Origin of the sequence: Rothia sp. HMSC069C04 (genome assembly GCF_001812895.1) — a bacterium.
Taxonomy (GTDB): domain Bacteria; phylum Actinomycetota; class Actinomycetes; order Actinomycetales; family Micrococcaceae; genus Rothia.
The window spans coordinates 18,321-43,686 of sequence record NZ_KV810746.1 but is presented as its reverse complement, the minus strand read 5'-3'; the positions used below and the strand labels follow the sequence as shown (position 1 = coordinate 43,686).

General features: G+C 58.4%; 19 protein-coding genes. 16 read left to right on the top strand and 3 right to left on the bottom strand.

Annotated elements, in window-relative coordinates; translation table 11 throughout:
* Window positions 1-36: 36 nt before the first annotated feature.
* From HMPREF2879_RS06530 to HMPREF2879_RS06495, 8 genes are all read left to right on the top strand, one after another.
* A complete protein-coding gene (locus HMPREF2879_RS06530) occupies window positions 37-735 on the top strand; it encodes a lipoate--protein ligase family protein (RefSeq protein WP_070635075.1) in 699 nt (232 codons plus the stop codon).
* 68 nt (window positions 736-803) lie between these two features.
* Entirely contained in the window at window positions 804-1,694 is an 891-nt protein-coding gene (locus HMPREF2879_RS06525) for a fumarylacetoacetate hydrolase family protein (protein WP_049342037.1), read from the top strand.
* A gap of 869 nt (window positions 1,695-2,563) precedes the next feature.
* Window positions 2,564-5,278, top strand: a complete 2,715-nt coding sequence (locus tag HMPREF2879_RS06520; protein WP_070635074.1) for a Rib/alpha-like domain-containing protein — start codon at window positions 2,564-2,566, stop codon at window positions 5,276-5,278.
* Window positions 5,279-5,407: 129 nt separating this feature from the next.
* The gene (locus tag HMPREF2879_RS06515; protein ID WP_070635073.1) at window positions 5,408-5,833 is read left to right on the top strand and encodes an ArsR/SmtB family transcription factor; all 426 of its coding nucleotides are present in this window, start codon (window positions 5,408-5,410) and stop codon (window positions 5,831-5,833) included.
* 132 nt (window positions 5,834-5,965) lie between these two features.
* Window positions 5,966-7,999: a threonine--tRNA ligase gene (gene thrS, locus HMPREF2879_RS06510; protein ID WP_070635072.1), complete on the top strand. Its 2,034-nt coding sequence runs from the start codon at window positions 5,966-5,968 to the stop codon at window positions 7,997-7,999.
* A 553-nt stretch (window positions 8,000-8,552) separates the two neighbouring features.
* A complete protein-coding gene (locus HMPREF2879_RS06505; RefSeq protein WP_070635071.1) occupies window positions 8,553-8,822 on the top strand; it encodes an aminotransferase in 270 nt (89 codons plus the stop codon).
* 487 nt (window positions 8,823-9,309) lie between these two features.
* Window positions 9,310-10,440, top strand: a complete 1,131-nt coding sequence (locus HMPREF2879_RS06500) for a DUF262 domain-containing protein (protein WP_070635070.1) — start codon at window positions 9,310-9,312, stop codon at window positions 10,438-10,440.
* Window positions 10,441-10,451: 11 nt separating this feature from the next.
* Window positions 10,452-11,303 (top strand): MAE_28990/MAE_18760 family HEPN-like nuclease, encoded by an 852-nt coding sequence (locus HMPREF2879_RS06495; RefSeq protein WP_070635069.1) that lies wholly within the window; start codon window positions 10,452-10,454, stop codon window positions 11,301-11,303.
* Between the two features lie 167 nt (window positions 11,304-11,470).
* Here the strand turns inward: HMPREF2879_RS06495 and HMPREF2879_RS06490 are convergent, their stop codons facing one another.
* From HMPREF2879_RS06490 to HMPREF2879_RS09350, 3 genes are all read right to left on the bottom strand, one after another.
* On the bottom strand, window positions 11,471-14,380 hold the full coding sequence (locus HMPREF2879_RS06490) for an FAD-binding and (Fe-S)-binding domain-containing protein (protein ID WP_070635068.1): 2,910 nt from the start codon (window positions 14,378-14,380) through the stop codon (window positions 11,471-11,473).
* A 340-nt stretch (window positions 14,381-14,720) separates the two neighbouring features.
* A complete protein-coding gene (locus HMPREF2879_RS06485; protein WP_070635067.1) occupies window positions 14,721-15,716 on the bottom strand; it encodes a restriction endonuclease in 996 nt (331 codons plus the stop codon).
* 140 nt (window positions 15,717-15,856) lie between these two features.
* Window positions 15,857-16,087 (bottom strand): hypothetical protein, encoded by a 231-nt coding sequence (locus HMPREF2879_RS09350; RefSeq protein ID WP_141753031.1) that lies wholly within the window; start codon window positions 16,085-16,087, stop codon window positions 15,857-15,859.
* Between the two features lie 113 nt (window positions 16,088-16,200).
* Between HMPREF2879_RS09350 and HMPREF2879_RS06480 the strand changes: the two genes are divergently transcribed.
* The 8 genes from HMPREF2879_RS06480 to ruvC form a co-directional block, all read left to right on the top strand.
* Window positions 16,201-17,883: a potassium channel family protein gene (locus HMPREF2879_RS06480; protein ID WP_070635066.1), complete on the top strand. Its 1,683-nt coding sequence runs from the start codon at window positions 16,201-16,203 to the stop codon at window positions 17,881-17,883.
* Window positions 17,884-18,376: 493 nt separating this feature from the next.
* Window positions 18,377-19,027 carry a hypothetical protein gene (locus tag HMPREF2879_RS06475; RefSeq protein ID WP_070635065.1) on the top strand — a complete coding sequence of 217 codons (651 nt, stop codon included), beginning with the start codon at window positions 18,377-18,379 and terminating at the stop codon, window positions 19,025-19,027.
* A gap of 87 nt (window positions 19,028-19,114) precedes the next feature.
* Entirely contained in the window at window positions 19,115-19,690 is a 576-nt protein-coding gene (locus HMPREF2879_RS06470) for an HIT family protein (RefSeq protein ID WP_049350129.1), read from the top strand.
* A gap of 549 nt (window positions 19,691-20,239) precedes the next feature.
* The gene (locus HMPREF2879_RS06465) at window positions 20,240-21,406 is read left to right on the top strand and encodes a hypothetical protein (RefSeq protein ID WP_070635064.1); all 1,167 of its coding nucleotides are present in this window, start codon (window positions 20,240-20,242) and stop codon (window positions 21,404-21,406) included.
* A 187-nt stretch (window positions 21,407-21,593) separates the two neighbouring features.
* Window positions 21,594-22,877 (top strand): Mur ligase family protein, encoded by a 1,284-nt coding sequence (locus tag HMPREF2879_RS06460; protein ID WP_049353261.1) that lies wholly within the window; start codon window positions 21,594-21,596, stop codon window positions 22,875-22,877.
* Window positions 22,877-23,644 (top strand): type 1 glutamine amidotransferase, encoded by a 768-nt coding sequence (locus HMPREF2879_RS06455; RefSeq protein ID WP_049353262.1) that lies wholly within the window; start codon window positions 22,877-22,879, stop codon window positions 23,642-23,644. The genes HMPREF2879_RS06460 and HMPREF2879_RS06455 overlap by 1 nt, the downstream gene beginning before the upstream one ends.
* A gap of 132 nt (window positions 23,645-23,776) precedes the next feature.
* A complete protein-coding gene (locus HMPREF2879_RS06450) occupies window positions 23,777-24,535 on the top strand; it encodes a YebC/PmpR family DNA-binding transcriptional regulator (RefSeq protein WP_049342025.1) in 759 nt (252 codons plus the stop codon).
* Between the two features lie 298 nt (window positions 24,536-24,833).
* Window positions 24,834-25,366 (top strand): crossover junction endodeoxyribonuclease RuvC (gene ruvC, locus HMPREF2879_RS06445; protein ID WP_246822930.1); only part of this gene is annotated, 533 nt, incomplete at its 3' end.

The window sequence follows — 25,366 nt, the reverse complement described above, 5'->3', positions numbered from 1 at the left end:
CACCGTAAGTGGCGGGCGTAACCGTAAAATAGGAACGTGCAGATTATTCGAGAGACCGGCCCCGAATCCGGCGATATCCTCATTCACCACGAGCAGACGGTGCAGATGCTCCGCGAGGTGGCAACCGGCAAGCGCGAAGCCACCTTGCGCATGTATCAGCCGAACCCGACGGTCGCGTTTGGCCGCCGTGACGAACTAAACCCCGGCTTCGCGGCCGCCTCCGCGGCGTGCGCCGAGCACGGCTTTGAGGTGCTGGTGCGCAAGGTCGGCGGGCACGCCGCCGCCTACCATCAGGGGTGCCTGGTCGTGGACCATTTTCAGCCCGCCTCCGACGCCCGCAGCGGCAACACCCTACGCTACGAACTGTTCGGTTCCATGTACGCGCAGGCGCTACGCGAGGTCGGCGTGGATGCGCGCATGGGCGAGATCCCGGGGGAGTACTGCCCCGGCGAGTATTCGGTGCACGCGCAGCTTCCCGCCTCCGCAGGTGGTGGCCGCATTAAACTGGTCGGCACCGCCCAGCGTGTGGTGACCGGCGGCTGGTGGTTCAGTACCGGCATCGTGGTCTCTGATTCTGCGCCGCTGCGGGCGGTCACCGCGGATGTGTACCGTGCCCTCGGCATGGACCTGGACCCCGCCACGGTTGGCGCGGCGCAGGACGCGAACCCCGCCCTGCTCATGGAAGACCTGGAAGACGCCATCGTTGAGGTGTACGCCCAAAACGGTTTTCACTAGGTTGTTTTATTCCTAACTTTTATCCGTAACTTATTCGAGATATCCCCACCTGAAGCGAAGGAGCATCCATGCGTTGGGCACAGATTAAAGACTCGAAGGGCAGCCGCGCGGTCTGCTTATTCGAAGAGACCGTGTACGAGCTTCCGGCGAAGCTCAGCCCGCTACTGAATTTCTACAGCCGGTTCCGCCTGAACTTTGGCGACCCGAAGAACGCCGTGGCGATCCTGAAGGAGAACGGCGCAACCGTCATGGGTCACGGCGAGGAGCTGTGGAACTCCCTACCCTTTATTCGCCCGCTGGATAAGCCCGGCAAGATTGTGTGCGCCGGCCTGAACTACCGCGACCACGCCGCAGAAATGAACCTTGAGGTGCCCGAGCATCCGGCGCTGTTCGCGAAGTTCCCGAACGCGCTGATTGGCCCCGGCGAGCAGATCCGCATGCCCGCCGCCGACGGCACCGGCAGCACGAAAATCGACTGGGAGGTTGAGCTGTGCCTGGTCGTGGGCGCTCGCCTGCGTAATGCCACGGAGGAGCAGGCATTTGAGGCTCTGATGGGGTATACGGTCATGAATGATGTGTCGGTGCGTGACTGGCAGGGTCGTTCCTCGGAATGGTTCCAGGGTAAGAACTGGGATGCGATGACTCCGTTTGGTCCGGTGATTGTGAGCCCCGATGAGGTTGACCCGGTTGCCGGTCTGGAGCTGGTCTGTGAGGTGGACGGCGTGGTGCGTCAGCGCGGCACGACGGCGGATATGGTGTTTACCCCGGCGCAGCTGCTGTCCTATATTTCGCGGTTCATGACCCTGGAGCCGGGTGACCTGGTGGCGACGGGTACCCCGGCGGGGGTCGGATTGTCGCTGCATCCGCGTCAGTGGTTGAAGCCGGGGCAGACGGTGCGCACCCGCATCGAGGGTATTGGCGAACTGGTGAATGTCTGCTCGGAGGCGGGTGCGCTGTAGCTATTCGGTAGCTCTGTGAGTAATCGCTATTGAACCCACCTGAACCCACGGAGGCGGGTGCGGCACCTGCTATTGGGTGCACCGCAAGGCACCCACAAATGAATATATATGCACCCCGCATGTGTTTTTGAGGCGCATGCGGGGTGTTTCTATGCTTTCTAAAGCTCCCGGTGGGCGGCTTGGAATTCTTGGAATGTACAGTGAAGGGCGTCCTGCGCGGGGGAGTGTGGTGCATGCATGGTTACACACTGTTAAACACACGCAAACTTTAAACTTTGACCTAAATTTTAGGGTTTTGGGTGGGTTTTGTGGGTCTATAGGGGTGAAACAAGGGGGTGCTCCCCGGTGGTGATTGCGACTCGAAAATGGTTGATGGGGCTCACAAAAGCCCTGTTTCAGTGACTGAGACCATATCTACCTTTGGTGCGGAATTCCAAATTGTGGTCACGTGTGAGAAATTCAACAGGAAGTTTTGGCGCGTCTTTCAGGGAAATTCAAGGTTTAAGGTTTAGTTCCCTGTACGCATTTTTCGTTTTCTTCACGTCACCCTCGCTTGACTAGGAGTAAACCCTAAACACTGCGGTGCAAATTCTGCGTCTTCAAACACCAATAAATGCATGAAGGTGCAAGGAGATGTGACTCTAAACCTGAACCTTTATCAAAAAATCGGTGCCCAAAATCACAAACTCGTTTTGCGTTCACCCCAAAGACTATGTAGGGTATGGGGATTATCTGAGAGTTTCCTGAGAATTCCTGCCAGAAGATCAGGACCCACCCGGGCACACCCTCAGATGCATATTTCACTCACGTCCGTGTTTGTTCATACAAACGCACTCACTCAAATAAGCCGACACGAACGAAAGAAAAACATGACCGCAACTGCATCCAAAAACCCGGCACAGCGCCCGGCAAACCGCCGCCGTGCCACCATCGCTGCCTCCGCAGCACTGGCAACCGTCATCACCGGCGCGAACCTCCCCGCGACCTTCGGTGCAACCGCCTCCACCCGCAACGTATCCGGTACCACCTGCGTCGACGCAGGCTACCGCACCGTGCCGACCCTCGCGAACATCACCAACGTCGCGCCCGGTCCGACCTGCTACTGGAACCCCGACCAGCAGGCACAGAGCATCGCGACCCTCGCACCGGTTAACTCCTCCCTCACCAAGGAGCAGCTGACCACCACCGAGAACACCTCGCCCCTGAGCGGCAAGCTCGCCAGCGACTCCTTCGCAGCCCAGAAGCTCACCGGCACCGAAGCCGTCGCGCCCAACAGCAGCGAAATTAGCCGCACCTTCCTCGAATACAGTGCCGATGCGGGTAACCACCCCATCACCACCGCCATCAACGCGGGCACTGTGAAGAAGGACCGCACCCAGACCGTCGGTGGCCACGAGAACATCCCGACCCTCGCCGTGAACTCCGCGAACCCGCACCAGGAGTACGTCGAGGTCGTCTCCCGCGATGGCCGCGTCAACGCCAGCGCGGAGAACAAGCGCATCCTCACCGGCGGCGTCCCGATCCCGAACTGGCTTGCCGAGGACCACGGCCTCTCCGGCGACCAGTCCGTCGCCCTGTACGATGAGGCGACCGGCATCTGGCGCTCCTACTTCAAGTTCGTTAAGGATGCAGACGCACAGACCTACACCAGCACCGCCCGCGTGCAGGTGGGCGGCGGCAACGCGTCCACCCCCAAGAGCGCAAAGATTCAGTACGATAATGTCGGCCGCGGCAACGCAGGCCAGACCGTCACCATCAACGCACCCGTGAGCATCGACGCGAAGTCCGGCAACGCCCGCACCTCCTACCCGATTGCTCGCGGCGCGAAGTTCCGCCTGGCAAAGAACGTGCCCGGCGCGTCCATCAACGAGACCACCGGCGAGATTACCTACAAGATTCCCGCAGGCACCCGCGGTACCGTGGACATCCCCGTTGCGGTTGACTACCCGGCGACCTACCACGTGTCCTCCGGCGGCTACATGCTCGCTAAGCCGAACTTCGGCGGCGTGGGCGAAGACAACTACTGGCTGACCCTCAAGAACGGCACCTCCTCCGTGGTGGGTATGGCGAACGAGCTCACCCAGATTGGTGTGGACGAGCTCAAGGCCGGCAAGATCAACCACATGGTGTCCATCACCGCAGCTGACTATGCGGCGCTGACCGCCTCCTTCCCCGCGAAGGGCACCGACGGCAAGCTGGACATGAGCAAGTACCCGAACGCGCCCCGCGCTGGCCAGCGCGGCTTCCTGCCCGCAAGCTTTGACGTGGAAGAGCACCTAGCAAACACCGGCCACGCCGACGACCAGCTCACCCGCATGATCCTGACCGCCATGAAGGAATACGGCTTCATCCTCACGGACCACAACCTCTTCACCAACGCATTCAACCTGGAGGCGGCAAGCTCCTACGCACCCTACGCCCGCCAGGGTAAGAACGTGTACAAGGAAGACCCGCAGCTGGCGGCAATGTTCGCAAACTTCGTTCCCAGCGGCTTCACCGGCAACCAGTTCCCCTGGCAGCAGGTGCAGTGGATGCCCGTGAACTACACTGAATCCGCTGAGAACACTGCACGCCGTGAAGGTACCCAGGTTCTGCCGCAGAGCAACAACCAGGCAACCGACTCGAACGCTGACGCACACAAGATTGCACGCCCCGTGACCGTGCGCCGCTCCGCCGTGCGCACCCCCAAGGCCGTGCGCATCAGCGACGCCGAGACTCAGAACGCGGCAGTGAACCAGGCTTCGGACGCCGTGAAGTTCAAGTACCCCTCGGATTCCTACGGTAAGACCGGCACCGGCACCGGCGTGTTCTACCAGCCCGCCGAGCACCACGCCACCGTCTACTCCGGCGAGACCGCAGTCGCGCAGAGTGTTCACCAGTCGCACAAGGTTTCCCCGAACTACCGTTACGCCCGCGACTACAACTTCCAGGAAATCGAGCAGACTCCGAACTTCCGCCCCAGCCGCTGGGTCAACAAGGAGAAGGTCAACACTGCTGGCGGTCAGTTCTCCAGCGCGGAGACCGGCATTCGTTTTGCCTCCAACGGCAAGACCGGCACCTACTCGATCGACCTGAACACTCACGACGTCACCGGCACCACCTGGGACCTGCGCCGCGACAACGGCACGAACATCACCGTGAACCGCACCGGCAAGGCACCCGCACGCATGTCCGATGTGAAGGCGAAGAGGGGCTCCGCCGCGCAGCTGTACTCGATCCCGCTGAAGGTACACGTGGTCGACAAGAACAGCCCCATCGCACGTGAGGACTCCGTCTCCCTGTACTCGGGCACCACCCAGAACGTGGCAGTCCTGAACAACGACGAAGCATCCTTCGGCGCATACAGCCGCGGTGAGACCGTGAAGAAGCTGGAGCTGCTCAACCAGCGCGGCCAGGCCGTCAGCGCATACAGCGACGAATACGGCACCTACCGTGTGGTGACCCTGCCCGACGGCACCCAGGGCATCGCGGTATCCGCTAAGAATAAGCAGGGCTTCGCACCGCTGGTCCGCTACCGCGCAGTGACCGACAAGGGCGTAAAGTCCGCTGAAGGTTACCTGCAGGTGGCAGTCGCTAACCGCTAAGGGCCCGCTAGGGTTGCATGCCCGCGAGCTGATGCGCAGTTAGGGGAGAGGGGCACGCTCAAGAAAGCACGCCGCACAGGCGTAACTTCCTTGACGTGCCCCCTTTCCTGTACATAAGGTGAAAATACTATGACTCAGAGCCAGCACACAGACCAGACCGAAACTAACACCACCCACACTGACCATGCCCACGAGCATGCATCGGACCATACCCACGAGGTGCCCGCTAACGCGCCTCTCTTCGAAGGCAACAGCCCCAAGGACTGGGAGGAACAGTTCGGCCCGTCCGTGGCGATTTTCTCTGCGCTCGCTAACCCGCTGCGCCTGGCGATTGCGCACCACCTGATGCACCGCCCGCACAGCGTGAGCGAACTGCACACCTGCCTGGGCATTTCTCAGCCGCTGGCCTCGCATCACCTGCGCATCCTGCGTGAGGCGCACGTGATTGACCGTGAGCAGCAGGGCCGCACCACCATTTACCGTCTGAAGGACGACCACATTAGCCACATTGTGGTTGACGTGTATGAGCATACGCGTGAGCATCATGCGGACTAGTCCGCCCTCAAGCTGAGCGTTGCCTGGGAGCCGTTGTAAGATGGTGTGTGTCCGTGCACCAGTACAGTGCGGAATAGTATGCGCACCCGCGGCGCCCCCAGTGGCACGCGCGCGCCTGAGTTAAGGAGACTTATGTCTGCCGCTGATTCTTCAGCAATTGTTATTAGCGTTTCTGGTGAGGAGCGCGAGGTTACCGCGAAGACTGCCGCTGAGCTGTTCGCTGACGACCCGAAGATTGTTGTGGCACGCGTGAACGGCGTGCTCGTTGATCTCTCCCACGAGCTGTCTGCTGGCGATTCTGTTGAGCCGGTTTTCATTCACGAGCCGGACGGCCTGAACGTTCTGCGCCACTCCGCTGCGCACGTGATGGCGCAGGCGGTGCAGGAGTACCGCAAGGACGCCAAGCTGGGCATCGGCCCGTACATTACTGACGGCTTCTACTTTGACTTTGATGTGGCTGAGCCGTTCACCCCGGAAGATCTGAAGAAGATCGAGAAGTCGATGATTAAGATCATCAAGTCCGGTCAGCTGTTCCGCCGCCGCGTGGTCACCCACGACGAGGCTGTCGCTGAGATGGCGAACGAGCCGTACAAGCTGGAGCTGCTCTCCCTGACCCAGGGCCCCGGTTCTGGTGCGGATGCTGCCGAGGGCGCATCCGTGGAGGTCGGCGAGGGTGAAATCACCATTTACGACAACGTGCACCCGAAGACCGGCGAGACCGTCTGGAAGGACCTCTGCCGCGGCCCGCACCTGCCGAACACCAAGCTGATTGCTAACGGTTACGCCCTGATGCGTGCCGGTGGCGCGTACTGGCGCGGTTCTGAGAAGAACCCCATGCTACAGCGTATTTACGGTACCGCTTGGCCGACTAAGGACGAGCTGGTGGCGTACAAGGAGCGCATCGCTGAGGCGGAGCGCCGTGACCACCGCCGCCTGGGCCGTGAGCTGGACCTGTTCTCCTTCCCGAAGAATATTGGCCCCGGCCTGCCGGTCATCCACCCCAAGGGTGGCGTGATTAAGCGCGAGATGGAAGACTACGTGCGTACCCGCCACATTCAGGAGGGTTTCCAGTACGTCAGCACCCCGCACATTTCGAAGGAAGACCTGTTCTACACTTCCGGTCACCTTCCGTACTATGCGGACGGCATGTTCCCCTCCATGGAGCTGGATAACGGTAACTACCGTCTGAAGGCTATGAACTGCCCGATGCACAACGAGATTTACCGTTCTCGTGGCCGTTCGTACCGTGAGCTGCCGCTGCGTTTCTTCGAGTTCGGCACCGTGTACCGTGACGAGAAGTCCGGCGTGCTGCAGGGCCTGACCCGCGTGCGCATGATTACTCAGGATGACTCCCACTCGTATGTGACGAAGGAACAGGCACCGGACGAGGTGCGTCACCTGCTGAAGTTCATGCTGAGCCTGCTTGAGGACTTCGGCATGACTGACTTCTACCTTGAGCTGTCGACTCGCGACACTGAGGGTGATAAGAAGGATAAGTTCATCGGTACTGATGAGCAGTGGGAGGCGGCTACCGCGGTTCTGGAGCAGGTTGCGAAGGAGACCGGCCTGGAGCTCGTCCCGGATCCGGGTGGTGCTGCGTTCTACGGCCCGAAGATTTCGGTTCAGGCGAAGGATGCTATTGGCCGTACCTGGCAGATGTCGACCGTACAGTACGACTTTAACCAGCCGAGCCGTTTCGGTCTGGAGTACCAGGCTGCGGACGGCACCGTGCAGGAGCCGGTCATGATTCACTCGGCGAAGTTCGGCTCGATTGAGCGCTTCTTGGGTGTGCTGACTGAGCACTATGCGGGTGCGTTCCCGGCGTGGCTCTCGCCGGTTCAGGTCATTGGTGTGCCGGTGGCTGAGGCGTTCAACGACTACATGACCGAGATCGCGGACAAGCTGCGTGCGCACGGTGTGCGTGTTGAGGTGGATTACGGTTCGGACCGTTTCACGAAGAAGATTCGTACTGCGTCTACTGAGAAGGTTCCGTTCATTCTGATTGCTGGCGGTGAGGATGCGGAGCACGGCGCTGTTTCGTTCCGTTTCCGCGGCAACAAGCAGGAGAATGGCGTGCCTGTGGATGAGGCTGTGGCACGTATTGTGGAGCATATCCGCAACCGCGTGAACGAAGACCCCAAGCCCAGCACTGAGGCTGCTGAGTAGTAAGGGTTTAGGCTTCTAACCTAGCTATATAGAAAACCACCCCCTTTGCGGCGACAAGTTGCGGAGGGGGTGGTTTTTGTATGCCTTGAGGAGGCGAAGGCGGGGGAGGGTCGGTTGGGCGCAGAATGCTGTGTCGCGGGCTAGTTTTTAGCTCCAGAGTGCTAGCGTGGTAATGAGGCGAACGTCCATAGTCATTCAGAAAATGGGTAGCTGGATGACTCTGAAAATGATGTATCGCCGTTGATTATCGAGGGAGCACGAGCGTATGAAGTCGAATAGGTATGTTCCTGTTGGGATGCTGTTCTTGATCCTGGCAATTATCTTGAACGTAGTGTCAAGTGTCAGCGACCTAGTGCTTGGAATCCTTTATGGCATCTCAATAGCAGTATTGATTATTGGACTATTTAATAATCGAAAATAGGTGCTGTAACAGACAAAATCTGACCCGGTGGACTATCACAAAAGATAGCCCGCCGGGTTTTTCGGGAAGTAAAGTTTGTTCACGAGGAAGTAACGGGCTTTGCTGTTGAAGTGCATTTGAAAGGGTGGAGGTATGGCAAGTGTTGAGGCGATGAAGGAGCGGGCTCGCATCGCGGGGCGTTTCAACCTGTCTGCTCGCCGCAACCCGGAACACCAGGCACTCGTAGCGCTCGCTGCACAGAAGGCGGGAGGGGAGTGCCACGTTATCCCCGTTGCTCCCGGCGAAGATGAGGCTGATGTGCTCCGCCGCGCGCACAAGGTTGCGAGCGGTAAGCCGGTCATTATCGTGACCGAGGCTGACGGGGAGCTTTGCGCCCGCCTTTTCAATGGTGAGAGTAACTAGGCTGAATAATCTTTAAAGAGGGACCCGGCGGACTATCACATAAGATAGCCCGCCGGGTCCCTCTTTATACGCATTGCTATGTGCTCAGCCTTTAGCGGTGGTGCGCTCCAGCAGCTGCAGCACGTTCTGGCAGGTGTGGCGGTGCGGGCTGACTGCAGTTGACCGTGGCCAGCTAAGCTGGCGAACTGGCACCGATCCTATATAGCCCCCCTGCGGTGACAGGCTATGGAGGGGGTGGTTTCTATGTGTGCTTTGAGGATGCGTGGGTGGGGGGAGTGCGGTGGTGTGCAGAAAGTTGTGTTGTGGGGAGTTTTTCCTAGTCTGGGCGGGTGTCTTCGTGCTAATGTGAATGATGGTACTTACGTTCGTTGCCGTTCGGAGGTGCCGGTAATTGTTCGATTCAGATAAGGATGTCTGCACAATGAGTATCTTAAAAGTATTTGTTGTAGTAGGCTGAAAAATCCTAATTAGTCCATGGAGGTCTTGAATGTCTAACCTAGAAGAAGAAATTACTAAAGCGCGGCGCAAGATTCATACTGACAGTTACCCGATGAGTATCGGTGAGTTGGTGAATCTATATGAGGATGGAGAGCTTGTTATATCTCCTAATTATCAGCGCATTTTTCGCTGGAGGCTATACCAGAAGAGTCAATTTATTGAGAGTATTTTCATCGGTATTCCTATCCCGTCAATTTTTGTTGCAACAGACTCAGAGGGACGCTGGGAGGTTGTTGACGGACTTCAGCGAATAAGTACACTGCTAGAATTTATGGGTGTATTAAGAGATGCAGAATCAGTAGATAACTCTGAAAGTTTTCACAAAGCGTCTGTCTTGGGAAAAACCGAATATCTTCCCTCTTTGGAAGGTGTTGCCTGGTCAAATGATATTAAGACTAAAGGAACTCCAACCAGTTATTTGACACCTGCTCAGCAGAGGCGCATTAAACGCGCAAAGCTTGATCTTAAGATTGTTGGACAGGAATCGGATGTCGAGACCAAATATGACCTGTTCATGCGCATCAATTCAAATGGCAGTAATTTGTCCAATCAGGAGATTCGAGGTGCTGCGCTTGCTGGAATATCTTCTGATTTTATTAAGTGGCTTTCGCGGAGAGCAAAAGATGATAATTTTGTAAATCTTTTGAATCTAACAGATACGCTGATTGGCCAAAAATATGATGAAGAACTCGTACTACGCTTCCTTATGCTATCCCAAATGTCAGATTCGGAAATTTTAAATACATCTGATTTCACTAAGGCGCTAGATAGTTTTTCGCGTGAATTTGCTATGGATTTTGAGTCTAAAAAAGAGCGTTATGAGATGGTTTTCAAGGAAGCTTTTGAAAAACTCTCTGCATTTCCTGATATTTTTCATCCTTGGGAATATAAGAATTCCCGGTATAAGGGAAGGTTTACGCTCAGTGCCTTTGAAGTGTTTGCGGCAGGAATTGGATTCTGTATATTTAACGGTATTAACTATTGTGATAATTTTGAAGAGTTGTCAAAGGAATTTTGGAATAGTCCTGGTGCATCAAAAACTACTGGAATTTCAACGGAAACTCGAATTAGGCGCACTGTTCTTTTGGGTCGCGAAATGCTAAAAATTGCAGTAGATTAAGGAGTGATTCCATGGGAAAAAAAACTCCTGAAAATTTTTCAGATAAAGTAGATAAAGAAATGTCATGGCGAAAAATGGAACTATCTCAAATAACAGCTGATATAGATTATATGATGAGGGAAGATATTTCCATGCAACATTATCAAATTGAATATAGAATAAAGACTGCCTATGTGATGCTTTATTCCCATTGGGAAGGTTGCATAAAAGAACTCGCTAAAATGTATGTAGATTCTATTAATAATATGTATCTTAGTCCATATGCCGTTAGGGAATCGTTGCGCGCAAGGTTTCTAAAAGATTCATTGGATTCTTTGGTTTCATCGGCAAATAAGTGGGTCAACAATGGCAGTGGGGGAGCGAATTATGGTCAATTCCTGAAAGATTTTTCAGATTTCGATAGAATTTTTTACATTAGTCCCTCGGCGGTAAACACTGAATCAAATTTGAATCCCAAGGTTTTAATTAAAATACTAGAAAATATAGGACTTTATGAACTTATTGATGATAAATTTCTGGATAAAGATTTTTGTGCTATTAATAACAGATTGCTGGGAAGGAGAAATGCAATCGCGCATGGCAATAAAAAGATACATTTCGGCAATACAGTTGTATCTTCTAATGGTGAAGTGAATAAAGCGAATAAAGCGAATAAGGTGAATAAAGCGAATAAGGTGAATAAAGCGAATAAATCGGAGGCAGGGGAATCGTCTGAGGTAGCCGAGATATCCAGCTCTGCATGTATTGTTACAGAATACTTAGAAACACATAAAATGATTACAGGCAAGATGGATAAAATAGCTGATCTTTTCCGTGACGCCTGGGAAGAAGGGTGGTATTTAATGAATAGTAAATCATCATGAATACCAAGTAATTATAGGCGCATAAATTAGGATTCGGGGGGGGGAAACATCTCAGATGCTTTCCCCCCGAATCCTAATTTTGTGCAGGTATTATTGGGAAGCGTCGATTAGTGACTCCTCCCCTCTAATGGACTTACTGTAACGCCTGCCGCTATGCGTTCAGCCCTTTAGCGGGTGGTGCGTTCGAGCAGCTGCAGCACGTTCTGGTAGCTGTGGCCGGTTGCCTCGGTCATACCCTGCTCGCAGGTGCGGTTCGCCGAAATGTATGCGGCGAACTGCTTCTGCTCGCTCAGCTCAGAAGCCTCAGCCTCCGTAGCGCTCGCCGTCAGCTCCGGGTGCAGCATACCGCGGTCACCCGCGTAACCACAGCAACCCCAGTGCTTCGGCACGTACACATCGTCACTCATCGCGTTCGCAATCTTCTCAAACGCAGGCTGAGTGCCCAGGTGAGTCATGGAGCAGGTCGGGTGCAGAGCAATCGACGGCAGGGGAGCAGACACAGTCAGCTTGTCCAGCATGTTGTCCGCGGCGAACTGAACCGCGTCGTACATGCGCAGACGCGAGTAGTCCGGCTCGCCCGGCTTCAGGCCGTTCACGATCTTGTGCTCAAGTGCCTTAATAACCTTCTCGCGCATCACCTCAAGGCCCTCAGTACAGGACGAAGCGTCACACACGACCGGCAGGCGGCCACCGTCAGTAGCCTCCCACAGGGACTTCAGCACACGGTCACTCATAATCGAGTAGCCGTCAGTGAAGCCCTTCGACTTCCACGGGGTGGAGCAGCACATCTCACCAATATTGTCCGGGATGCGGTACTTCACGCCCGCACGCTCGCACAGGCGGATGAACGCCTGGGTTGCGTTGACCGGGTCGTGCTTGCCGTCGCCATCCACGCCGCCGAACATGGAGTTCACGCAGGCGGGGAAGAACACAATCTCAGCGGTTGCGTCCTTGTGCGGCTTACGTGCCGGGCCACCGACCGGCAGGTCCTTCTTGTAGGAAGGAACCATATCGTCACCCATGACCTTGCGGGCAATGTTGGTGGTACCGTGCACCACGGGGAACGGCAGCTTCTTAGCCACAGTCAGGGACTTACCGGCAACCTTATCCATGATGCCCCACTGCTGTGCGGCGACCTTCCAGCCGGCGGCGGCCAGCTTGTCCTGGTTCTCAGAACGCAGGCGGCGAATCAGGTCACCAGTGTTAATGTTCACGGGGCAGCGGGTCTGGCACATGCCGTCCACGGCGCAGGTGTCGATGCCGTTGTACTCGTACTCCTTGCGCAGACGCTCGGCGAGCTCGTGGTCGCCGTTCGCCTCAGCGGCAGCAATCTCACGGCGCATCACGATGCGCTGGCGCGGGGTCAGGGTCAGGTTGCGGGAGGGGCAGACCGGCTCGCAGTAGCCGCACTCCACGCAGCGGTCGACTTCTTCCTCTACGGTTTCGGCAACCTTCAGGTCGGTCACGTAGTCGGTGTCCGGCTCGGCGAGCAGAACACCGGGGTTCATGAAGCCCTTCGGGTCAATGAGGCGCTTAATCTGGCGCATCACGTCGAAGAGTTCCTCACCGAACTGGCGGCTCACGAACGGCGCCATGATACGGCCGGTACCGTGCTCAGCCTTCAGCGAGCCGTCAGCGGCAAGAATCAGCTGAACCATTTCTTCGGTGAAGTCGCGGTAGCGGTCCAGCTGCTTCGGGTCGCGGAACTGCTCGTTCAGCATGAAGTGGATGTTACCGTCCTTCGCGTGACCGAAGATCACGGAGTCCTGGTAGCCGTGCGAGTCGAACAGCTTGGTCAGGTCGCTACAGGTGTTGCCCAGAACCTCAACAGGAACAACCACGTCTTCCAGCAGTGCGTTAGTGCCGGAGCGGCGGTTACCCGCAACGGTGGTGTACAGACCACGGCGGGCAGCCCACAGAGCGTTACGCTCAGACAGCTTGCTGGTCATCGACACCGGCGATGCCACGGGCAGGCTCTTAAACATGGGTGCTGCTGCGGCGGCAAGGTCGCTCAGCTCCTGCTCGGAGTTGCCCTGGAACTCAACCAGCAGGGCGGCGTGATCCTTCACGTCAATGGCGGCGAGCGCCTCCGCAGCCTGGCCGGTACGCTGAGCCACACGAATACTGGTGGCGTCCATCAGCTCGACGGTAGCGAGCTTGTTAGCAACCAGTTCGGGCACAGAGCGTGCAGCATCAATCAGGTTGTCGAACACGAGCAGGCCGGTGGAAATGTTCTTCAGAATCGGCAGGGTGCGGTAGGTAGCCGAAGCAACAAAACCGAGGGTGCCTTCCGAACCAATCAGCAGGTGCTGCAGAATGTCCACGGGGGTTTCAAAGTCGACCAGGGAGTTCAGGCCGTAACCCATGGTGTTCTTCATGGAGTACTGCTGGCGAATCTTCGCCATGGATTCGGGGTTCTCAAGCACGCGCTTGCGCAGGCGCAGCAGGCCCTCGTGGAGTTCAGGTTCGAGGGAGCGCAGCTTCTGGTCGGCGTCCGGCTCGGCGGTGTCGATGATGGTGCCGCTGGGCAGCACTAACACCATGGAGTCGAGGGTGTTGTACGTGTTGTACTTGGTGCCCGAAGACATGCCGGAGGAGTTGTTCGCGACCACGCCACCGATGGTGCAGGCGGACCAAGATGCCGGGTCGGGGCCGAGCTTGTAGCCGTAGGGTGCCAGGTAGTTGTTGACCATCATGATGGTCGCGCCGGGCTGCACGCGCACCTTCTTGCCGTCTTCAAGGACCTCAATTTTCTTGAAGTGGCGGCGGGTGTCGACCATGAGGCCGTCGCCGCTGGACTGGCCGGAGAGGGAGGTGCCGCCGGAGCGGAAGGTCAGCGGCAGACCGAGGTCGCCGGCTGCGCGGAAGATGTTGGCGACGTCTTCGGCGGAGTCGGGGCGGACCAGGCCGGCGGGCACGAGCAGGTAGTGGGATGCGTCGTGGGAGATTGCCAGGCGCTCGAGTTCGGAGACGCTGGATTCGACGGCTTCTGCGCGCGCATCGGAGAGTAGACGCTTGAGGGTGTCCTCGTAGGGGGACTTGAGTGCTTTGGAAGTGTTTGACACAACGGTGGTCATGATGAATCTCCTTAGTGAGACTGTCTTACCTTTCAGTATGTGCTCTTGAACACCGTCTTTTCCGCTTAGCTATGGCTAAGCTTGGCGACTACTTGTCACCATAAAGGGGGTGGGTTATACACCGTGCTGATGCGGTGGTTTGCCGCGTATTTGCTGGCTTTCCGGGGGAATACGCCCGGGCCTGCGGAGGCGCACCCACCACACGCTGAACGCCGCGGTTGCTCTTAGGCGCGGCTGCCGAGGGTTGTAACATTCCAGCGGCTAACCCAAAAGGCGGCTAACCCAAAAGAAAGCGTGGGGCAGAAAGCTACATGCTTTCCACCCCACGCTTGTGTAACGTTTAGGCTTCGTCGAAGAAGTCCTCATCAAGCTTCATGATGGTGTACGTGCGTGCCACCTGTACGCCAACACCGTACTTAATCATGAGGCGCGCCAGGTGCTCACCATCAATCAGAACGAGGGAAACTCCGCCACCAAGTTCCTCCGCATAGCCGCGTGCGTCAGACGTATAGGAGCTCGACGTGATGAACACTCCCTGCGTTGCCTTGCCATGCAGTGCGCCCACAAAGCTCTGAAGGGCAGGGCGTCCCACCACATTGTCCTTGGCGTAACGCTTAGCCTGGACATAAATCTTTGAAAGACCCAACGCATCCTGGTCAATGATTCCGTCCACGCCGCCGTCATTGGAAGCCGGAGTAACGGTGCCGCGTCCTGCCGGGCCGCCGTAGCCCATCGCCAACAGAACATCCACCACCAGATGCTCAAAAGCAGTCGGAGACATCGCGCGCACACGCTCCAAAATATCGTGCGTCAGCGCGGACTCAATCTGAGTGATGCTTTCATCAATGAGTTCCTGCGGGGTGCTATCAGAGACCTCAGAGGGTGCAGTCGTGACGGCAACAGTCTTGGTAACGGTCTTCGGGGCTTCCTGCGGGTCCTGCTCGGAACTATCAGACTGGGAACGCTCACGCGTGCTGCGGGCGGAACGAACGATATGTGCGACGACATCATCAGGGATGCCCTCAGGATGAGCCTTAAAGATCTTCAAGCCTTCGTCAGAAATAACCTGCTGACCGCGGCGAGGGGAATCAACCGCACCGAACATCTTGAGATAGGTCAAACCCCAACTAATACGATCCACATAAACGGGACGCTTGCCGTTCGGCAGGTAGGGTAGCAGTTGCTCATCAGAAAGCGGGTAGAGCTCCGCTACAGCACTATAAATCTCTTTATTGGTGCGAGGGGTACCGTCAGATAGGTACGCAAGAATGCTGGGAATGAACTCGTAGAACTTGGGAAGTTCGACCTGAGTCGTGTCAGGCGACTGAGCGGTCATCGGTGTATCTCCATTGATTGATAACGGCTGGTTAATAACGGCGGGTAGTCCGTTCCTAATATACCTCTAATACGAAAGATAATCGTTGGCAGAGGTGCCTGTTTTCCCTTGTGTAGGATTTATTAGCGCCGCGGCTGCTCTTAGGCGCGGCCGCCGAGGGCCGTAACATTCCAGCTGGCAGTACTAACAGAAGTCACCACACCACAAAACAGGGGAGAACCCGCCGAAGCACGCACCCCCAAATCCTCCACAAACACACGCCCACCCGCAGGCACACTACGCTCCTTACGATCCACACCCGCACAATACACCGTCATCTTCGCACCCGAACGGTTCTCCACCGCAACCGAACCGCCGCCTGATTTCGACACAGTATCGTGCACAAAACCGCGGTGTAAAGACCGCCGCCCAAAGGTCACAGCACAAGGTCACAGTGCAACGAAATAGAAACGCAAACGCAACGGCGTGGAGTATCATTCACACTATGGATAAGGCAGAACAGAACCAGACAGACAACACGGTAAAGAACGGCACAGCACCCAATACCTCGGGGAATACCTCGGGCAATATTCCGGGGAACAGCCCGGTGGGTGCGTCTGCGCGCCCTGAAACTGTTGCATCTGAAACTACCGCATCTGAAGCCGCCGCTGAGAATACCACGAAGGCTGGTTATACCCAGTCGGCACCGGCAGAATCCAGTGCCGCCAAAACTAGTGCTGCAGCAAGTAGCCCCGCAGAGGCTACCGCCCCCGGCATGGAGGCAGTACAGGTTGATGCCGTGCAGATTGATAGCGCCCGCCTGGACAGCACCCACTCCGTCTACTCCACCGACCTGGACCCCGACGACTACGAAGAGGTCGTCGAAGAATACGCCACCACCGACGCGCCGGACGGTACGCACCGCGAGGAGCGTCGCATCACCCGCACCACGCATCACCCGCACGGCAAGGGCGACCAGAAAGCGGGCACCCAGGGTAACCCCGATGGTGACGCCGAGATTATTGATGTAGGCGAACCTGAAACGCACACCACGACTATCCGCACGGTCACCCGCACCGTCACGGACCCGCCGCGTCGCGCCCCGCGCACCCGCCTGTTCCGCACGCTCAGCAAGTACCGCGGCGAGAAGAACCTGGCGGCGTGGGAGGAACGCTCCTCCACGCCCATGTTCGTGGCGTCCGTACTGTACCTGCTCGCGTTCGCCGCGCCCATCATGAGCACACGCATTCAGGAGCCGTACGACGCGTACCTCAACATCATTCAGATGATCCTGTGGGGCCTATTCGCCGCCGACTACTGCATTCGCCTGTACTTGGCGCCGCGGCGACTCTACTTCATCACGCATAACCTGATGAACCTGGCGATTGTGCTGCTGCCCCCGTGGCGTATTGTCAGCTTCCTCGCCATGATGCACCTGACCACCAACCGCCAATATAAGAGGCTCTCCGAACTGGGGATGAAGCTCTTCGGCTACACCGCGATCTTCATCATCATGTTTGCCCTGTCGATCTATTCGGTGGAGTCCTCCGAGCCGGGCGCGATGATTCGTGACCTGCCCACCGCCTACTGGTGGATGTTCACGACCCTCACCACGGTCGGCTACGGAGACGTTTACCCGGTCACCGGTATCGGCAGGGTCATCGCCGTGATCGTCATGCTGTACGGCGGGGGCTTGGTCGCGGTTGCTACCGGTGCGCTCGCGAGCTGGATTATCGAAAAGTTTGGTGGCAGGGAGGAGCAGGAGTACCCCGCAACCAAGGCTGACGTGGACGATCTTCGCCAGGAGATTTCTGAGTTGCGTGCCCTGCTGGCTCGTGAGTATGCGCGCCGTGAAGCCCACGACTACACGTTGCGTGAGGTTGTGGATGAGGACGGCGTGCACCCGGTTCCTTCGGAGGCGGAGGCGGCACGCCGCGCCGGTTTCAGCGCCGCCGCGGGCTTTACTGCCCCTGGTACTCCTGGCGCTCCGGGTGCTGCTGCGGCAGCTTCTGCGGAGGCTACCCCGAACACCGCGCCCGGCGCCGCGCGGGCTGGTGAACCTGCCGACTCCTCGGCATCTCATGAGGTTGCGGTGCGCGAGCAGGAGCCGGTCGCCCTGCTGGAGGAGACCCGCCAGACGTTCACGATTATTCGTGAGAAGTCCTCGCTACGTTCCCGCAAGCAGTAGTCCGCTCGCAAATACCCTGCGGACAGTAACCGGGCTGTAGCGGCTCGGTTGCGGTAGCGCAGATAGCAGCGCAGATATAACAGTTCAGTTGAGGCTTGGCGCTCAAACCCACACCGCATACTTATTGAAGCGGTGGGTTTGGGTGCCGAGCCCACGCGAAGGCAAGACGAAGGCAAGAAAATTGCCGCCCACGCCACCGTGCGGGATATTTCGCCTTGTCGAGGCAAAATTAGCCCGTGGAGAGTGCAAATTGGGGCTCGTGTGCGCGAAAAACTCCTCAACTTAAGGTCTAATGTGACCAAACTATCATTTAAAAATGATCGCTACTGGTGAAACTCCTAGCCAGAGCCTATAAACTATCTACCGTGCCGGTTATCGAACGCCCTGTAGCCTCAATGCGCTACGGGGTGTTGTCGTATCCCCACCTCACTCACGGGGAGGCACCACTCAACTCACAAACTCACTCAAACACATACTCTGTTAGGACACGTTCGTGGCACCTAAGTCCACTCTGGGCGCGCTCGCTCTACTCGTCAGCGCGCTCTCCCTCACCGCGTGCGCACCCGCACCGAATAACGCCTCCGCAAGTGCGGTTGTTGACCCCGCAGCTTTTGAAACCGTCGAGCCCAGCGCCGTTCCCGCCCCCGGCGACGACAGCACCGGAATTAAGGCGGCGGTCAATACCTCGCAGGACCCGTCGATTCACCCGACCGCGACTCAGCCCACTGAGACCCCCGCGCCGGACAACACGAGCAACCAGGAGCCTGCCGCATACACCGCGGCGCCCATGCTTTCCTCTGCAGCCGTTGCGCGCTCGCAGAAAATCATGGACGGCACCTGGGTTCAGCAGGACTCCACCAACCTTGAGAACTACATGGACGCCGTCATTCACGACGGCATTATCGAGGTCACCTACCACCTGAACCACGAAGAGCTGGCAACCCCCTTCTGGACGGGCACTTTCGAGGCGAAGACCGGCAACTTCAGCTACATTTCGCGCGTGGACCGCGCGAAGCTGAGTCACGCACCGTACGCCTCCGATAAGGAAACCAAGGAATTCGTCATGGAGGACGGCGTGCTGAGCTTCCCCATGACCTTTGAGGGTGCCACCCGCATCATTCACCTGGAAAAGCAACACAGCTAAGCGCGCTGCCGGGGGAGTTATCTCATATCTGGCACGCACGACGGACGGGGCGTTCCCGTTGCCGCGTGCGGGCTATAGAATGGGACTATGAGCGAGAACACGACCCCCGAGCATGGCACCGCAGCCTCGGTGCAGGATTCCTTCGAGCTACCCAGCGCACCGGACCAGTTCCAGCGCCTGTGGACCCCTCACCGCACCGCCTACGTGAGCGGTGGCCAGAAGGACTACACCGAGAAGACCTGCCCCTTCTGCACCGCGCCCAGCCGCAGTGACGAAGAGTCGCTGATTGTGCATCGCGGCGAGCATGCCTTCGTGATTCTCAACCTCTACCCGTACAACCCCGGTCACCTGCTGGTCTGCCCGTACCGCCACATCCCGTTCTACGATGATGCGACCGAGGCAGAAACCATGGAGATTGCGCAGCTGACGCAGCTCGCCATGAAGGTTCTGCGCGAGGTGTCGCATAATGACGGCTTCAACATTGGCATTAATCAGGGCAAGGTGGGCGGTGCGGGCATTGCTGATCACCTGCATCAGCACATTCTGCCGCGCTGGAGTGGGGATACGAATTTCCTGCCGATTATCGCTCACACCAAGACTATGTCCCGCACGCTGGACGATATGCGTGTGGCTATTGCGGAGGGGTTTGCCCGCCTCAGCTAGATGGCCCGGTCTAGACAGTCCGGCGACCCGGTTGGCAGGCTTGGTGAGTTTGAAAATCTGCACTATTTCCTTCAATTTGCCAACCAGTGCAGAAAAAATTTGCTTCATAAATGCGTAGATTATGGTCCTTGGGCTTGTCAGGGTGCCATTACAGCCGCAAGATGTGGCAAAGTTTTAAACGCAGCAAGGCTGCGGGGAAGCTTCCGGCTTCCATGAACACCGCATAGCTCACCGAAAAATAGCGGTCACCGATCGCTTTCGGGCTTGGCAGGGTAAGCACCCTGCCTCAACCACAGAGGTCAGCGCCTCAGCTGAGAACCCACCCCGTCGTGCGTGAACGCACGGCAACACTGCGAGGGGTGCGGATCAGCGTGAAGGACGCTGGCCTCTTTTTGTGTTCTGCGGATGCGCGTGGCAGATGCGTGTGGGGGCGAGCGCGCCGGGAATGTGCGGAACGTCTAGGGTGAGCCCGCCGGTCGTGCCACGAACCCGCCAGACCCGCTAGATTTGCCAGCACTAGATGTACCAGACCCGCTAGAGTGGAATGCTATGGACTACCCCAACCTGCTTGAGACTGCTTTTGATGAGTTTGCTGCTGCGCCCGCCGCCGGTAATAATGCCGCCGCCGGTGATTCTGTAGGCGCGCCGCAGCTACTCATCTGGAGGCAGATCCGCTGGTCCAACCGCCGCCCGCTCATTGAGGTGGAACCGGTCGTGCCCGGAGGGGTCGCGGAAGGAACTCATAGCCGGGCATCTCAAGCGGCGGGGAAGAGCACCCCTAACCAGGAAGGAAGCCTCGCGCAGCCTGGCGTTCCGAGCGGGGTTCGCATCCAGATTCCGTTGACCCCCGGCGCCTACCTGGGGTTGCGCATTCCGCGCGATAGCGCGGGGGAACTCTACCGCTACTGCGCCGGCTACACCACCGGCACGAGCAATGACGCCGCCCCCGAATCCGCCGGAATCCGCCGTGTACCCTGCCCCGAAGGCACCCGCATCCAGCGTGGCCAGCAGTGCCCGCGCTGCACCGCCCGCGACGAATTTACCGCCCTGCACAGCGCGCACCTGTACCCCGGAACGCTCACCGAATCCATGCGCGCCTACGCCATGCTGGAGCATCGCCTCTACATCGCGACCTTCCCGGACGGTACGCACAAGGTCGGCACCAGCTCACTGCATTCGACCCCGCGCCGCCTGGATGAGCAAGCGGTCGCCACCGCCACCTACATTGCGCTTGCACCCGACGGCCTTGCCATTCGCCGCGCCGAGGATGCCGTGACCGCTCTCGCGAAGATTCCGCAGGTCAAGCAGATGGCGAGCAAGTACCGTGCCTGGACGAACCCGCTGCCCGGCGCGCTGCTTCGCACTGCCCACCAGGAGGCGGTCGCCCGCGCCCGCGAAGCGCTCGCCAAACTGGCGCGCACCGACCCGGAGGTGCCGCTCACCGCCCTGGATGAGCCGTGGATTCCGTCGCTCGCCATGAACCGCCCGTATGCGGCTCTGCGCGCGCAATCGCCCGAACCGCTGGCACCGTGCGATTCCGGTACCGAGGACGGGGCTGCTGGTTTCTTTTGCACGGGTGCGGCGGGTCAGTTTTTTAGCGCCCACACCGGCGATGCTGATGCGGCGTTCCTGGTGAATACTGCCGCGTGGCGGAACGTGCTGGTGGAGCCGGCGCAGGAGTTCACGCGGGTGAGGGTGCAGGGTTCTCTGTTCTAAGCGGGCTTGCTCTTCTAAGCGGGCTCGCTGTTCTAATACCCCCGGCGCTTCGCCCTAGCCGGAGCCCCGCACCAAACCCCACCCCGCCCGAACCAAACCCCGCACCAAAACCCCAGTAACCCCGCCCCGTCCGGCATGAGCGAACGAGCCCGGCGGGCCATTCAGCCGCTGGCGTGCGTGTACTAAAATGGTAAGCATGTCCAAACCCCTCATTCGTCTTCTCGGCCAGGGCGTACGCGCCGCGACTAAGCTTCGCGGCGGCGGCTCCGCCTTCCCCGGCCTTGTCATGGAAAAATTGCACCCCGACTTCGTCGCTGAAGAGCTCGCGAAGCTGCCCTACGGCGTGGTTGTTGTCTCCGGCACGAACGGTAAGACCACCACCACGAAGATGGCTGTGCAGCTGCTTGAAGCTCAGGGTCTGAAGGTTTTCACTAACCGCACCGGTTCGAACTTTGTGCGCGGTGTCGCCGCGGCACTGCTGGGCGAGATGACCCTCGGCGGCAAGCTTGACGCTGATATTGCTGTGCTTGAGCTGGACGAGGCGCACGCCGTGCACTTCGTCAAGGCTGTCAAGCCCGATTACGCTCTGCTGCTGAACGTTCTGCGTGACCAGCTGGATCGCTTCGGTGAGATTGACACGACCCGCCGTATGCTGGCGACTGTCGCCTCCGCAACGACCGGCACCGTGGTGCTCAACCGTGAGGACCCGCGTATCCGCTCCCTCGCTGAGAACGTGCAGCCTGGCGTGACCGTCAAGTACTACGGTCTGGATGAGTCCCTGCGCTCGTACTTCCCCTCGGATGATGAGATGCGCGGCGGCACCGTCGCGAAGGCAACCCTGCCCGAGGCAGACGTCACCCTGACCGCGTTCTCCGGCACCTCCGCAACCTTCGACCTGGCGGGTGTGGAGCGAGTTGGCGAGATTAACCTCTACGGTATTTACAACATCTTCAACGCGGCTGGCGCTATGGCGCTGACCCGCGCCGTCATGGGCGAGAAGCTCAACGAAGATAAGCTCATCGCGGAGCTGGCGAAGATTACCCCCGCCTTCGGTCGCGGTGAGACCCTGAACGTGAACGGCCGCCCGCTGCAGCTGTTGCTCGTGAAGAACCCGAGCGGTTTCCGCCTATCCCTGGCGAGCGCGAACGCTGACGACTACGCCACCATGATCACGATTAACGACCAGTACGCTGACGGTCGTGACGTGTCCTGGCTGTGGGATGTTGACTTTGACAGCTTGAAGAAGACCGGCGTGCAGATGGTTTCGGGTGTGCGTGCCTGGGATATGGCGCTGCGTCTGGATCATGACGGCGTGAAGGTTGACGATGTCAACGAGAATCTCGCCGATGCGCTCAAGGGCTTCATCGCCTCCAGCGGTAACGCGCCCATGCGTATTTTCTGCACCTACACCGCAATGCTGGCTCTGCGTGAAGAGCTCGCAAAGATTACTGACGTTGAGAGGGTCTCCTAATGACGGCAACTCACACTTTTGAGGGCACCCCCGCCTCCGGCCCCAATAACGGTAAGACTCTGCGTATTCTGCAGCTGTACCCGCTCGACATGAACATTTACGGCGACTGGGGCAACACCCTGGCGCTGGCTCGTCGCGCGCAGGCACACGGCTTTGACGTGCAGATTCTGGACCACAACCCCGGTCAGCCTTTCCCGGAGGATGTTGACATTATTCTGGGTGGCGGCGGTCAGGACTCGGGTCAGTCCGTGATTCAGGATGACCTGCACGCGAACGGTGACACGCTGCGCTCGCTGGCTGAGGCTGGCGTGCCGATGCTCGTCATTTGTGGCCTGTACCAGCTGTTCGGCAAGGAATTCCGCACCCGTGAGGGTGAGGTGCTGAAGGGTATCGGCATTTTTGATGCGCACACGGTCGGCGGCGATGACCGCCTGATCGGCAACATTGTTGAGGAGTCTGAGGAGTTCGGCACCGTGATTGGTTTTGAAAACCACTCGGGCCTGACTTACCTGGGTTCCGGCTGCACCCCGCTGGCTACCGTCACCAAGGGTGAGGGTAACAACGTGACCGATACGTATGAGGGTGCGCGCGTGCACAACGTGATTGGCACCTACCTGCACGGTTCGCTGCTGCCGAAGAACCCGAAGATTTCGGACTACCTGATTGAGCAGGCGGCAAAGCGTAAGTTTGGCGAGTTCACGCCGAACACGATTGACGACTCGCTGGTGGAGAAGGCGCGCGCTTCGGCTGCGTCTCGCCCCCGCTAGCCTATTCCTGGTGGTGGCGTGCACTTTCTGAGGTGGTGTGCGCCTCCGCTACGGTATAGTTATGTGAGTACAGTACGGTGCGTGGGACGTTTCGCCGTGCCCGCACGGAGGTTTTGACTAAGGGAGATACGAATGTCGGGTCACTCTAAATGGGCGACTACTAAGCACAAGAAGGCTGCTATCGACGCTAAGCGCGCGAAGGCTTTCGCGAAGTTCATTAAGGCTATTGAGGTTGCGGCACGTATGGGTGGCGCCGATATCGCCGGTAACCCCGCTCTTGACCTTGCTGTGTCGAAGGCGAAGAAGAACTCCGTCCCCAACGACAACATCGACCGCGCTATCAAGCGTGGCGCCGGCCTGACCGGTGAGACCATCGACTACACCGAGATTATGTACGAGGCACGCGGCCCGCAGGGTACCGCCCTGTACATCGAGTGTCTGACCGATAACCGTAACCGTGCAGCGTCTGAGGTTCGCCTGGCTGTGACCCGTAACGGCGGCACCATGGCTGACCAGGGTTCGGTTGCGTTCCTGTTCGAGCGTAAGGGCGTTGCTGAGGTCACCAAGACCGACGGTCTGACCGAGGACGACGTTCTGATGGCTGTTCTGGATGCAGGTGCCGAAGAGGTTCTGGACGAGGGCGATATTTTCACCGTTGTTTCCGCAGCGACCGACCTGCCCGAGATCCGTAAGGCACTGGACGAGGCTGGCCTGGAGTACAACAACGACGACCCGGTCTTCCGCCCGACCATGCAGGTCGACCTGGACGCCGAGGGCGCCAAGAAGTTCCTGAAGCTGGCAGACGCTATTGAAGAGCTCGACGACGTTCAGAACGTCTACTCGAACGCTAACGTCTCTGACGAGGTTATGGCAGAGCTGGAAGCTGAGTAATCACTCGGATTCTGATATCTGATGCTTGAAGAAGCCGCTCCTTTAACCGAGCCGCCGTAGGGTGGCTGGTTGGGGGAGTGGCTTCTTAGCGTCTGGGGCTTTTTTGGGGATGTGCTGGGTACTTTTCGCGGGGCGCACGGTGACTGTTCTCGTGGTGATTGTTTACGCGGTGACCGTGTTCGTGGCACGCCCCGGTACCGGGTGCTAGGATTCTGAAGGGCTAGAATCTAGAGATTCTATAGGGAGTTTGTCGAAAGGGGAGATGATGGCTGCCGCTCAACCTGCCGCACGCGATAGCATGCGTGAAAACCGTACTGCCGCTGCCGTGGAGCGTGTGCCGGGTGCAACCCGCATCATGGGTGTTGACCCCGGTCTGACCCGCTGCGGCTTCTCCATGCTCGATATGACCGCCGACCGTAAGGCGCACTTCGTGAACGTGGGTGTTGCCGGCACGATCCCGGCGGAGTCCCTAGACCAGCGTATTCTCTGGATTTTCAACGCCGCCTCCCACTGGCTCGACACCTATAAGCCGGATGCCCTGGCGATTGAGCGCGTCTTTGCGCAGGAGCAGGTGAACACGGTGATTGGTACGGCGCACGCCTCGGGCGCGGTGATTTCTGCCGCGGCGATGCGCGGCGTGCCGGTGTTCTTCCATACGCCCTCCGAGGTGAAGGCGGCGGTGACCGGCAGCGGTCGCGCGGATAAGGCCTCGGTGGGCCGCATGGTGACCCGCATTCTGGGCTTGAACGCCATGCCGAAGCCCGCGGACGCGGCCGATGCGCTGGCCATCGCCATCTGTCACGGCTGGCGCGGCGGCGGCATCGGTTCGGG